Source organism: Streptomyces sp. NPDC015125, from assembly GCF_043080045.1.
Taxonomy (GTDB): Bacteria; Actinomycetota; Actinomycetes; order Streptomycetales; family Streptomycetaceae; genus Streptomyces.
On record NZ_JBIBVF010000037.1, the window covers coordinates 1 to 12192 of the forward strand.

General features: G+C 72.6%; 7 protein-coding genes and 1 pseudogene. 6 read left to right on the plus strand and 2 right to left on the minus strand.

The annotated features are described in order from the left end of the window. Positions 1-469 precede the first annotated feature (469 nt). Positions 470-919 carry a PTS glucose transporter subunit IIA gene (locus tag ACF088_RS40570; protein ID WP_392381013.1) on the plus strand — a complete coding sequence of 150 codons (450 nt, stop codon included), beginning with the start codon at positions 470-472 and terminating at the stop codon, positions 917-919. Between the two features lie 77 nt (positions 920-996). Next, entirely contained in the window at positions 997-2667 is a 1671-nt protein-coding gene (ptsP, locus tag ACF088_RS40575; RefSeq protein ID WP_392381014.1) for a phosphoenolpyruvate--protein phosphotransferase, read from the plus strand. A 103-nt stretch (positions 2668-2770) separates the two neighbouring features. On the opposite strand, the gene ACF088_RS40580 is transcribed toward ptsP, so the two are convergent. Both ACF088_RS40580 and ACF088_RS40585 read right to left on the minus strand, forming a co-directional pair. Further along, positions 2771-3691 carry a hypothetical protein gene (locus ACF088_RS40580; protein ID WP_392381015.1) on the minus strand — a complete coding sequence of 307 codons (921 nt, stop codon included), beginning with the start codon at positions 3689-3691 and terminating at the stop codon, positions 2771-2773. 149 nt (positions 3692-3840) lie between these two features. Further along, a complete protein-coding gene (locus ACF088_RS40585) occupies positions 3841-5871 on the minus strand; it encodes an acetoacetate--CoA ligase (protein WP_392381016.1) in 2031 nt (676 codons plus the stop codon). A gap of 339 nt (positions 5872-6210) precedes the next feature. On the opposite strand from ACF088_RS40585, the gene ACF088_RS40590 reads away from it, so the two are divergent. The 4 genes and pseudogenes from ACF088_RS40590 to ACF088_RS40605 all read left to right on the plus strand — a co-directional run bounded on the left by ACF088_RS40590 (position 6211) and on the right by ACF088_RS40605 (position 12082). Further along, on the plus strand, positions 6211-8607 hold the full coding sequence (locus tag ACF088_RS40590; RefSeq protein WP_392381044.1) for a TIM-barrel domain-containing protein: 2397 nt from the start codon (positions 6211-6213) through the stop codon (positions 8605-8607). A 123-nt stretch (positions 8608-8730) separates the two neighbouring features. Then, positions 8731-9588, plus strand: a complete 858-nt coding sequence (locus tag ACF088_RS40595; protein WP_392381017.1) for a M15 family metallopeptidase — start codon at positions 8731-8733, stop codon at positions 9586-9588. 532 nt (positions 9589-10120) lie between these two features. After that, positions 10121-10555 (plus strand): annotated as a pseudogene (locus ACF088_RS40600) (Zn-ribbon domain-containing OB-fold protein); the annotation flags it as partial. Positions 10556-10891: 336 nt separating this feature from the next. Beyond that, positions 10892-12082 (plus strand): lipid-transfer protein, encoded by a 1191-nt coding sequence (locus ACF088_RS40605; RefSeq protein ID WP_392381045.1) that lies wholly within the window; start codon positions 10892-10894, stop codon positions 12080-12082. The last annotated feature ends 110 nt before the right edge of the window (positions 12083-12192 follow it).

Consider the following 12192-nt stretch of genomic DNA (forward strand, 5'->3'; position numbering starts at 1 on the left):
CTCATCCCCCGGAAGTTTCCGGTGGACGGGGTATCAACATATCTGGCGTTGACTTTTGGCACGCTGTTGAGTTCTCAAGGAACGGACGCTTCCTTGGGATTCCCTCTCGGGTTTCCGCCGGGCGCTTCCCTTCGGTGTTTCACACTCTATCAGGGCTTTTCCGGCTTTCGAACCGCTGCTTTTCTGCAGACATGCAGAAGCGCGCAATTCTTGAGTCGCGATCAAGACGCTGGGAGTGCCGCCCACCTCAACCGGACGCAGTTGATTGCGTCCTGGCTGTCCGGGGCAGGTCTCAGACAGTACAGCTCTGGTGTGGGCGAGGCAAATCGATTCAGCGTGACGCGCGGTGTGCAACCGGCGTCTCTCATGCGGAACCGTCAGTTCTTATGACTTACGCTTCTGAACGGTGCGCCGTCCAGGACAGGTAGTGACGGCGGCCTGATGAATCTCCACCCCTGGGAGGCTTCCCATGACCACCGTGACGTCCCCTCTTGCCGGACGCGCCATCGGACTCGCGGCTGTGCCCGACCCGGTCTTCTCCGGAGCGATGGTGGGTCCCGGTACCGCCATCGATCCGGTGCGCGAGCCGTCTGCTGCGGTTTCGCCCGTGGACGGTGTTCTCGTGTCACTGCACCCGCACGCGTTCGTCGTCGTCGACTCCGAGGGGCACGGCGTGCTCACCCACCTCGGTATCGACACCGTTCAGCTCAATGGCGAGGGCTTCGAGCTGCTCGTGAACAAGGGTGACACCGTCGCCCGCGGTCAGGAGGTCGTGCGCTGGAACCCGGCCGCGGTCGAAGAGGCCGGCAAGTCTCCGGTGTGCCCGGTCGTCGCGCTGGAGGCCACTGCGGACTCACTCGGTGAGGTGCGCGTGGACGGCGACGTCAAGGCCGGCGATCAGCTCTTCTCCTGGCAGTAGCCGGGCGCCGTCCCGAACGGCAGGTACGACATCCACCGCGGCGGCTCGGACCGCCGCATCAACCGGAGACGGGTGCAATGGAGACAACGCTGCGAGGCGTCGGCGTCAGCCACGGCGTGGCGATCGGCGAGGTGCGGCACATGGGCACGGCGGTCCTGGAGCCGCCGGCCAAGCAGATTCCGGCGGACGAGGCGGAGCGCGAACAGGGGCGTGCCCGCCAGGCCGTGGAAGCTGTCGCTGCTGACCTGATAGCGCGGGGGAACCTGGCGGGCGGCGAGGCGCAGGCCGTGCTGGAGGCCCAGGCCCTGATGGCTCAGGACCCCGAGCTGATCGCTGATGTCGAGCGGCGGATCGCCGTCGGCTCCACGGCCGAGCGCGGTGTGTACGACGCGTTCGCCGCCTACCGGGCGCTGCTTGCGGGTGCCGGTGAGTACCTCGCGGGCCGGGTGGCCGACCTCGATGATGTGCGCAACCGGATCGTCGCCCGGCTGCTGGGTGTGCCGATGCCGGGCGTGCCGGACAGTGACGAGCCGTATGTGCTGATCGCGCGGGATCTGGCGCCGGCCGACACTGCGCTGCTGGACCCGACACTGGTGCTCGGGTTTGTGACCGAGGAGGGCGGGCCGACCAGCCACAGCGCGATTCTTGCGCGGGCGCTGGGGGTGCCGGCCATCGTCGCGCTCCCGGGCGCGGGCGAGCTCGTCGAGGGCACGGTCATCGCGGTCGACGGCAGCACCGGTGAGGTTTTCGTCGAGCCGGGCGCCGAGAAGCGGGCGGCACTGGAGCAGGCCGCGGCGGAGCGGAGGGCGGCGCTGGCGGCGTCGTCCGGTCCTGGTGCCACCTCCGACGGGCACAAGGTGCCGCTGCTGGCGAATGTCGGCGGTCCCGGTGATGTGGCCGCGGCGGTCGAGGCCGGGGCGGAGGGCGTCGGGCTGTTCCGTACGGAATTCCTGTTCCTGGACGACAGCAAGAAGGCGCCGTCCGAGGAGAAGCAGGTCGAGGCGTACCGGACGGTGCTGGAGGCGTTTCCGGAGGGCCGCGTGGTCGTGCGCGTTCTGGACGCCGGTGCCGATAAGCCCCTGGACTTCTTGACGCCGGGCGATGAGCCGAACCCGGCGCTGGGTGTGCGGGGACTGCGGACCCTGCTCGACCACCCGGATGTGCTGCGTACACAGCTCACGGCGCTGGCCAAGGCGGCCGAGGGGCTGCCGGTCTACCTCGAGGTCATGGCGCCGATGGTGGCGGACCGGATCGACGCCAAGGCGTTCGCGGATGCCTGCCGGGAGGCCGGGCTGCGGGCGAAGTTCGGGGCGATGGTGGAGATTCCGTCCGCGGCGCTTCGGGCGCGGTCGATTCTCCAGGAGGTGGAGTTCCTTTCGCTGGGGACCAACGACCTGGCGCAGTACACCTTCGCCGCCGACCGTCAGGTGGGTGCCGTCGCCCGGCTGCAGGACCCCTGGCAGCCGGCGCTGCTGGACCTGGTGGCGGCTTCGGCCGAGGCGGCGAAGGCCGAGGGCAAGAGCTGTGGTGTGTGTGGTGAGGCGGCCTCCGATCCGCTGTTGGCGTGTGTGCTGACGGGGCTCGGTGTCACCAGCCTTTCGATGGGGGCGGCGTCGATTCCGTACGTACGGGCGACGCTGTCCAAGCACACGCTGGCGCAGTGCGAGCGGGCGGCGGCGGCGGCGCGTGCCGCGGACACCGCCGACGATGCGCGGGCTGCCGCGCAGGCGGTGCTCTCCGGGGAGTGATCCCGCGCGGCGCGGTGCGTCGCAGAAGTCAGGAGTGTTGATGGCCGTCCCGCCCTGTGGCGGGGCGGCCATGGTGTTTGTGGGGGCCGGGTGGGTGGCTCGGTCAGTGGTGGTGCGGGTCGGGTGGGGAGGTGAGGGGGAGGCCGGGGGCGTAGTCGACGCCGTGCTCGGGTGGGATCGGTTCGCCGGTGTCGGCGTCGGTGCAGTAGGCGGTGAAGACCTCGGCGGCGCCGAGCGGGCGGGGCCAGGAGTCGCCGAGGGTCCAGCCGCGGACCGTGTCGTGGGGCCGGTCGCCGGCGTCGCGGGCGGCGGGAGCGGTGGTGCGGGAGACGAGGCCGCCGGGGCTGCGCAGGGCGAAGCCGGCGGCGAGGACCGTGCAGAAGACGAGGGTTTCGGATTCGGCGAGCTGGGGGCGGGCGCCGTCGTGGCTGGTGGCGTGCAGGACCGCCAGGAGGGACGGCTCGCCGGCCGCGACGGAGCAGACGAGGTGGTGGGTGCCGTCGCCGAGGGAGGCCAGGAGTTCCTGGAGGGCCTGGGTGGCGCGGGCGAAGGCGGCGTGGGCGAGGTCGTCGCCGCACTCCTCGCAGCTGCCGGCGCGGGCCAGGACGCCTGAGGCGTGGTCCCAGGTCGCCTGGCGGTCGGCTTCTTCGACGAGGAGCGGCAGCAGCTCGGTCAGCGGTTCGCCTTGGTAGGTCAGCGTGGCGCCGGTGCGGGCCACTTCTGCGGTGTAGCGGCTGCGGCTGCCGGGGCGGTCCGGGTCCAGGGCGAGGTCCGCGCAGTATTTCTCGTAGGCGGCCGGGTCGAAGAGGCTGATGGTCGTGAGCACGCCCTGGGAGGCGAGGCTGCGCAGCAGGGTCTCCAGCTGCCGGAGGTAGCTGCGGTGGTCGTCGAACGGGAAGGTGGGGTAGCGGCGCATGGCCGTGAAGTCCTGTTCGTCGGCCAGGACGGCGGCGCTGCTGGGGATTTCGCGGCGTAGTGCGCGGCGGGCGGTGGACGGGTCGGTGGGCCGGGATGTGGATGTCATGACTCCCCCTGAGTGAGATGCGCCGGCTCTGTGTGAGCGGTGGCGGCCGAACATCACTTGTCACTGAGAGTAATCGGGGGGTCTGACAATGCGGCCGGGCGCCGGACCGGTGGGCGTGGATGGCCTGGTGGTCCGGCGCGCCGGCGGGCCTACTTCGCGCTGTCGGCGGTGCGGTCGCGGGCCACCCGCTCGTAGAACCGGAGCAGTTCGAGGTTGTCGACGGAGCCGGGGTTGACGGCCTTGTCGAGCGGGGTGCCCTGGAGGAGGCGCTTGACGGGGACCTCGATGCGCTTGCCGGTGAGGGTGTGCGGGACGCCGGGGGCTTCGATGATGTCGTCGGGGACGTGGCGGGGCGAGAGCTGTTCGCGGATGGTGCGCTTGATGCGGTCGCGCAGGGCGTCGTCGAGGGTGGCGTCGGGGGCGAGATGGACGAAGAGCGGCATCCAGTAGCCGCCGTCGGGGAGTTCCAGGCCGATGACGAGGGATTCGCGGATCTCGGGGAGCCGTTCGACGGCCTCGTAGATGTCGGCGGAGCCCATCCGGACGCCCTGGCGGTTGAGGGTGGAGTCGGAGCGGCCGTGGATGACGACGCTGCCGCGGGAGGTGACGGTGATCCAGTCGCCGTGCCGCCAGACGCCGGGGTACATGTCGAAGTAGCTGTCGTGGTAGCGGGTGCCGTCGGGGTCGTTCCAGAAGCGGGTGGGCATGGACGGCATGGGGTGGGTGACGACGAGTTCGCCGACCTCGTCGATGACCGGTCTGCCCTGGGGGTCCCAGGCCTGCAGGTCGGTGCCGAGGCAGGCGGCCTGGAGTTCGCCGATGTGGACGGGGAGGGTGGGGACGGCGCCGGCGAAGCAGCTGCAGACGTCGGTGCCGCCGCTGACCGAGGCCGTCCAGAGGTCGGCGCCGCTCTCCGCGAAGCAGTCGTGCAGCCAGCGGAAGCCGTCCGGTGGGAGCGGGGATCCGGTGGTGGCGACACAGGTGACGGCGGACAGGTCGAGGTCGCGGGCCGGGTGGATGCCGGCCTTGCGGCAGGCCATGACGTAGGCGGCGGAGGTGCCGAAGACGGTGGCACGGGTGGTTTCGGCGACCCGCCACTGGGCGGAGATGTCGGGGTGGCCGGGGCTGCCGTCGTAGAGCACGATCGTGGCGCCCACCAGGAGGCCGGCGACGAGGAAGTTCCACATCATCCAGCCGGTGGAGGTGTACCAGAAGAACCGGTCGTCGGGGCCGAGGTCGCAGTGCAGGCCGGTCTGCTTGAGGTGTTCGAGCAGGATGCCGCCCTGGGACTGGACGATGGCCTTGGGCAGGCCGGTGGTGCCGGAGGAGTACAGGACCCACAGCGGGTGGTCGAAGGGGACCTGCTCGAAGACCGGTTCGGTGTCGTTCGAGGTCAGGTCCGACCAGTTCAGGGCACCTTCGGGAGCGGGGGTGCCGAGCAGCGGAATGTGGACGACGGCGCGCAGGGTGGGCAGCTCGGCGCGGAGTTCGGCGACGGTGTCGCGGCGGTCGTGCTCCTTGCCGCCGTAGCGGTAGCCGTCGACGGTGAACAGGACGACGGGTTCGATCTGCTGGAAGCGGTCCAGCACGCTGCGGGCGCCGAAGTCGGGGGCGCAGGAGGTCCAGACGCCGCCGACCGCGGCGGTGGCGAGGAGCGCGACGACGGCCTGCGGGATGTTGGGGACGTAGGCGCTGACCGGGTCGCCGGGGCGGACGCCGAGGCGACGGAGCTCGGCGGCCAGCGAGGCGACCTGGGCGCGCAGCTCCGCCCAGGTGACCGGGGTGGGCTCATGGGTCTCGTCGACGTACAGCAGCGCGGGGTCGCCGGCGCGGGCCGGGTCCTCGGCAGCGCGCAGGGCGTGCTCGGCGTAGTTGAGGGTGGCGCCGGGGAACCAGCGGGCGCCGGGCATCGCACGGTCGGCGAGGACGGTCTCGTACGGGGTGGCGAAGCGGACGTCGAACCACTCGGCGGTGGCCTGCCAGAAGGCGGGGAGCTCGTCGACGGACCAGCGGTGCAGGGCTGCGTAGCTCGTGGCGGGGTCGCCGGGGGTGGGGGCGGGCGCGCCGTGGTGCGCGGCCGCCCAGGTGTGGAAGCGGGTGACCTGTGCGCCGGCGATGCGGTCCGGACCGGGCTGCCAGAGGGGCTCCGGCTGTGGGGCGGACTGCGGTGCGGTGGTCATGATGCGGCTCCCGGGCGGTACGCGTCGTAGGCGTCGAACGCACACGGCGGTGGGGTTCCCCGGCCCAGTCGGTGGGCGTGTGCGCGTGACACGGCTTGCCTGGACGATGCCATGTGATCGACTTGTGCACCAGGGTGGGCCGCCCACATTCGGGGGGTGGCGGGTGTGGTGCCGGCACGTGCCACGGGCCGGATCCGGGGGGCGTGGCGGAACATACGACGGGATTCGGCCATCGGGGGACGATCCGCGGGCCTGAAGGTGGCCGAGCGTGACCCCGCGCAGGTGAACGGCAGTTGAACGATGCCCGCGCACCCGGCCGTCAATGGCAGGCTGACCGGCATGGACGGGCGGGATCTGGTGCGGTCGGTACGGATGATCAGGGCGGTCGGGCCGGCGCAGGGGCTACGGTCCGTGCGGACGGCGTGGCGGGCGCGGCGGGCGGATGCGCTGGCGCTGCCGCGGCACACCGCCGAGCGGGCGCGGGTGCCGGGGGCGGCTCGCGGTGCGGAGCCCCAGCCGGGCGGCGGGTTGATCCACTTCGCGCGGTCGTCGCTGCGGGTGCGGGTGGCCTCGGGCGGTGCGGTGTTCTGCGGCTGGGAGGGCGCCGGGCCGGAGCCGTCGTACGCGCTGGCCGGGGCGTGTCCCGAGGTGGACGCGCGGGCGGTGCTGGAGCCCGACACCGAGGGCGGCTGGCGGGTGGTCTCCGAGCGGGTGCTGGTGGTGGTGTCCCGGCACGGTGCGGTGGAGGTGCGGACACCCGGCGGGGCGGTGCTGCGGCGGGAGTTGCCGCCGCGCTGGTGGGACCGCATAGCCGAGGAGGGAGCGGGCGGGCGGCCCGAGGGGGGTGGCGCCTCGCGCTGGGTGCAGCGGGCACAGGTCGCCGCCGATGCCCGGTTCTTCGGGCTCGGCGGCCGGGCGCACGGGCCGCGGCTGCGGGACGGGGTGTACCGGCTGTGGAACACGGATCCGGGCGGCGCCTTCGCACCGGGGGACGATCCCCTGTCGCTGACGATGCCGGTGCAGCTGGTGGTGGCGGACGCCGGTACGCATCTGGTCTTCCACGACAACTCCTGGGACGGCCGGGTGACGCTGCGCGAGGGCGCGGAGGGTGCGGGCTCGGGTCATGACCGGCCGGGCACCTGTGAAGTGCGGATGGACGGCGGACCGCTGCGCTACTGGGTGCTGGCGGGCACCCCGGCCCGGGTGCTGCAAGGCTGGACGGCGCTGACCGGGGCGCCCGCGCTGCCACCGCAGTGGGCGCTGGGATACCAGCACGCCCGCTGGGGCTTCGGCGGTCAGGCCGAGGTGCGCCGGGTGGTGGCGGGCTACCAGGAGCGCGGGCTTGCGCTGTCCGCCGTCCATTTGGACATCGACCATTACGACCGGCACCGGGTCTTCACCGTCGACCGGCAGCGCTATCCGGATCTGCCCGGTCTGGCGCGGGAGTTGCGGGCGGGCGGGGTGCGACTGGTGTCGATCGTGGATCCGGCGGTGAAGGCGGAGCCGGGGGACACGGTGTACGAGGGCGGGGCGGCGGCGGATGCCTTTGTACGGGACGCGCGCGGCCGGGAGGTGCGCGGGGTGGTGTGGCCGGGCGAGTCGGTGTACCCGGACTTCACCGATGCCCGGGCGCGCAAGTGGTGGGGGGCGCTGTACGCGGAACGGCTGGCCCAGGGTTTCGCGGGCGTGTGGCACGACATGAACGAGCCGGTCTCCTTTGCCGCGTTCGGGGAGCGGACGCTACCGCGCTCGGCACGGCATGCCCTGGAGGGCCGGGGCGGCGATCACCGGGAGGCGCACAACGTCTACGGCCTGGCCATGGCACGGGCCGGTTTCGAGGGGCTGTGCGAACTGCGGCCGGCCGAGCGGCCGTTCCTCTTCTCCCGTTCGGGCTGGGCGGGGATGCAGCGCTACGGCGGCACGTGGTCGGGCGATGTGGCGACGGGCTGGGCGGGGCTGCGCGCTTCGCTGTCGCTGGTGCTGGGCCTGGGGCTGTGCGGGGTGCCGTACAGCGGTCCCGATATCGGCGGGTTCTCCGGAGTGCCGTGCCCGGAGCTGTATCTGCGGTGGTTCCAACTGGGCTCCTTCCTGCCGCTGTTCCGTACCCATTCGGCGCTCGGGGCGGGGCGTCGGGAGCCGTGGGAATACGGGGCCGAGGTACTCGAACACGCCCGTACGGCGCTGCGGGAGCGACAGCGGCTGCTGCCGTACTTCGGGACGCTGGGCCAGTTGGCGCGGCTGACCGGTGCGCCCTATGTCCGGCCGGTGTGGTGGAGCGCGCCACGGGACCGGGCGCTGCGGGACTGCGAGGACGCCTTTCTGCTGGGGGATGCGCTGCTGGTGGCGCCGGCGCTGGCGGCGGGCGTCACCCGGCGGCCGGTGCGGCTGCCGCGCGGCCGGTGGTACGACACCGCGACCGGGCAGGCGTACGACGGCCCCGGGCAGGTGTGGGTGGAGGCGCCGCTGTCGCGGATTGCGGTACTGGCACGGGCCGGTGCCGTGTTGCCGGTGACGGGGGCGGACGGCGGTCCGGAGCTGGAGGTGTGGGCGCCGGTGGCCGGGCGCGGGGGCAGCGGGCTGGTGGTGCCGGACGCCGGGGACGGCTGGCAGCGGCCGACGGTGGAGCGCTTCACCTCGCGGTGGGAGGGCGACCGGGTGATCGTGGAGCGGCGGGACGGGGGTGCGGTGGGGTATCCGGTGCGGGTGCGGGGGCTGGATGACGGGGTGGAGGCGTAGCGGGCCGGGTTACGCGGCGAGCGGTGGTGCTGCCGGGCTCCCTGCCGGTGGTGCGGCCGGGCTTCCCTGCCGATTGTGCGGCGGGGCTTCCCTGCCCCCTGCCGCGCCTGGTAGACGGGGGCCATGCCGAGACTTGCTGCCGCGCTGCGCGGCCTTGCTGCCGCTGCCGCCGCGCTGATCACTGTGGCCGCTGTCCCTTCGGGTGCGGCGGCGGGCGCCGCTCCGCACCGCCCGGCGCCGCCGTCGCCGCCGCCGTCGAGGCCGGCCAACGGCCCCAAGGCGCCCGCGGAGTTCGTCGCGCTGCGGGACGTGGATCCCACCGTCATCCAGGAGATGCGCTACGTCACCCCGCACGACTTCATGGGAGTGCCGGTGACCGGCTACCGGGCGCCGATGTGCCTGCTGACCCGGGACGCGGCACGGGCGTTGCACCGGGCGCAGCGCTCGTTCCTGCGTCGCGGGTACTCCCTCAAGGTCTATGACTGCTACCGGCCGCAGCGCGCGGTGAACCACTTCGTGGCCTGGGCCAAGGACCTCGGCGACCAGCGGATGAAGGCCGAGTTCTATCCGCGGGTCGACAAGTCGACGCTGTTCCGGGACGGCTATATCGCGGAGAAGTCCGGGCACAGCAGGGGCAGCACCCTCGATCTGACGCTGGTGCGGCGGCCGGCCCTGCCCACCCGGCCGTATGTCCCCGGGGACCCGCTGTCGTCGTGCTACGGCCCGAAGGCGGCCCGCTTCCCGGACAATTCGCTGGACATGGGCACCGGCTTCGACTGTTTCGACACCCTGGCGCACACCCTCGACCCGCGGATCAAGGGCGAACAGCGGGCGAACCGGCTGCTGCTGAAGGACGGCCTGGAGCGTGCCGGATTCGTCAACTACGAGAAGGAGTGGTGGCACTACACCTTCACACCGGAGACGTTTCCGGACACCTACTTCGACTTCCCGGTCGCGCGGCGGTCGCTCGTCCGGCACTGACCGGCCGCGCCCGCCGTTGACGGCCCTCGTGGCCGAAGGTGAGCGGGAGGGGGCCGAGGACCGGGCTTCCCTCGGCCGTCGCGTCGCCGACGGTCCGGGGCACAGAATCACCCCCGTCGATCCCGTGCCCCGGACCCTGCTGTGAGGGACGCGGGCGGGCCGCGTCCGGTTCAGCGAAAGTCTGCGGAGTCATCCTTTCGGGGTCCTGCGCCTCCGTACGGCGACCGACTCGGAGCCGGCCGCCGGCTGTGCGCTCAAAGGGCGACGGCAGTGGCGCCGAGGGCTCGCCCGCAGCGAGGTCCACAGTGCGGCGCGGGCGCCCGCGCTGTGGAGTGCGCCGCTCCCCCATCGCCCGGCGGCTGTATCGGGTTCCGCGCGGAGCGGCAGCGTGGCACACTCCTGACGTTCCGTCAGCTCTGCCAGTTCCGTTAGTTCCGTTAGTTCCGTCAGTTCCGTTGCTTCGGTCGGTTTCGTCGTGTTCGGTCAGTTTCGTCGTGTTCCGTTGTGGTCGGTCTGCGGTCGGGGAGGTTCTGTGGCACAGATACGGAAGCCGGTGGTGCCGGGGTGGTTCGATCAGGACGCGGCGGACTTCCGGCTGCTGGGGACGCGCTGCCGGGCCTGTGGTGCGGTGTTCTTCCCCCGTGAGGACGTCTTCTGCCGCAACCCTGCGTGCGGGGGTGACGAACTGGTGGAGGTGCCGCTGTCCCGGCACGGCACGGTCTGGTCCTACACCGACGCGCGCTACCGTCCGCCTTCCCCCTACGTGTCCGATCCGGAGGCCGAGTGGCGGCCGTACGCCCTGGTCGCCGTGGAGCTGGCGGAGGAACGGATGGTGGTCCTCGGGCAGACTGCGCCCGGCGTCCGCGCCGCGGAGCTCAGCGTGGGCACGGAGGTCGAGCTGGTACCCGGGACTCTCGACGAGGACGACGGGCACGTCTGGACGACGTGGCATTGGCGGCCGTGCGGGCGGGGCCCAGCGGTCGCGACGGATGCCGCGCGGGCTGAGACGGAGGCCGTGGCGGATACCGCGGAGGCCTTGGCCGATGCCGAGGAGGCCTTGGCCGATGCCGCGGGCGCCGGACCGCGGGCGGAAACCGCATCACTACACCCGCCCACCCCCCGAAGGGGGGTGGGCGGCGGGGAAAAAACCAAGGGCGCGGGTGGGCGGCGGGTAGGGGGAAGCCCAGAAAGCACCGCCCTCGGCGACGTGGGCAGGGTCGCAGGTGGGGCCGTGCCCGGCGACCTGGGCAGGGGCGGAGATGTGGCCGTGCCCGGCCACGTGCCCATGCCCGGCCACGTGCCCATGCCCGGCGAAGTGGCCGTGCTGGGCGCCGGTATGCACCCCTGGGGCAAATGGGGGCGCAGCTTTGTCGAGTACGGCACGAAAGCTGCCAGAGAGGCGCTCGCGGACGCCGGGCTCGACTGGCGCGCCGTGCAGAGCATCGTCGGCGCGGACACGGTACGCGGGGGCTATCCCGGTTACGTGGCGGGCGCGACCTTCGCCAAGGCGCTGGGCTGGCAGGGCGCCCGGGTGACCAGCGTCTACGCCGCCTGTGCCTCCGGCGCACAGGCCATCGGCGCCGCGCGGGCGCAGATCCTTTCGGGGATGGCGGAGGTGGTCCTGGTGGTGGGCGCCGACGCCGCGCCCAAGGGCTTCTTCGTCCCGGCGGGCGGCAACCGGCCCGACGATCCCGACTGGCTGCGGTTCCGGGTGCTGGGCGCCACCAACCCGGCGTACTTCGGGCTCTACGCGCGACGCCGGATGGCGCTGTACGGCGAGACGGTCGAGGACTTCGCGCAGGTCAAGGTCAAGAACTCGGCGGCGGGCGCGGCCAATCCGTACGCCCGCTACCGCAAGCGGGTCACCGCGCGGGAGGTCGCTGCGTCAGCCGTGGTCTGCGACCCGCTGCGGCTGCTGGACATCTGCGCCACCTCCGACGGTGCCGCGGCGCTGGTCCTGACCAGCATGGACTTTGCCCGTCGGCACGGCGTCACGGATCCGGTCCGGATCCGCGCGGTCTCCACGGCCACCCCGCGGTATCCGCGGACCGTGCTGGATCTGCCGGATATCGCCACCGACTCCGCGGCCGCCGTTCCGGAGCCGGAGACCGGCTTCCGGGCGTCGATCGCGCGCACCGCCTACGAGGAGGCCGGGATCGGCCCCGGGGATCTCTCCCTGGCCGAGGTCTACGACCTGTCCACCGCCCTGGAGTTGGAGTGGTACGAGGACTTGGGGCTGTGCGCCGCCGGTGAAGCGGCCACGTTGCTGCGGGACGGGGCGACCGCACTGGGCGGGCGGCTGCCGGTGAATGCCAGTGGTGGTCTGGCCTCTTTCGGGGAGGCGGTGCCCGCCCAGGCCATCGCCCAGGTCTGCGAGCTGACCTGGCAGTTGCGGGGGCAGGCGGGCGCGCGGCAGGTGGCCGGTGCCCGGGTGGGGGTGACCGCCAACCAAGGGCTGTTCGGGCACGGGTCGGCGGTGGTCGCGGTGCGGTGACCCGGCGGTGCGGGACGCCGTGGCCGTGAGGCACGAGCGCGGCCACGGACCCGTGGATGACGGGACGGACGCCTCCGCTCCACCGGTCGGCAGCCGTCGGCGTCCTCCGC

Excerpts from the sequence above, each read along its gene's own strand:
- ACF088_RS40570 (WP_392381013.1), top strand. The coding sequence starts at position 470 with ATGACCACCGTGACGTCCCCTCTTGCCGGACGCGCCATCGGACTCGCG.
- ptsP (WP_392381014.1), top strand. The coding sequence starts at position 997 with ATGGAGACAACGCTGCGAGGCGTCGGCGTCAGCCACGGCGTGGCGATC.
- ACF088_RS40580 (WP_392381015.1), bottom strand. The coding sequence starts at position 3,691 with ATGACATCCACATCCCGGCCCACCGACCCGTCCACCGCCCGCCGCGCA.
- ACF088_RS40585 (WP_392381016.1), bottom strand. The coding sequence starts at position 5,871 with ATGACCACCGCACCGCAGTCCGCCCCACAGCCGGAGCCCCTCTGGCAG.
- ACF088_RS40590 (WP_392381044.1), top strand. The coding sequence starts at position 6,211 with ATGGACGGGCGGGATCTGGTGCGGTCGGTACGGATGATCAGGGCGGTC.
- ACF088_RS40595 (WP_392381017.1), top strand. The coding sequence starts at position 8,731 with ATGCCGAGACTTGCTGCCGCGCTGCGCGGCCTTGCTGCCGCTGCCGCC.
- ACF088_RS40605 (WP_392381045.1), top strand. The coding sequence starts at position 10,892 with ATGCCCGGCGAAGTGGCCGTGCTGGGCGCCGGTATGCACCCCTGGGGC.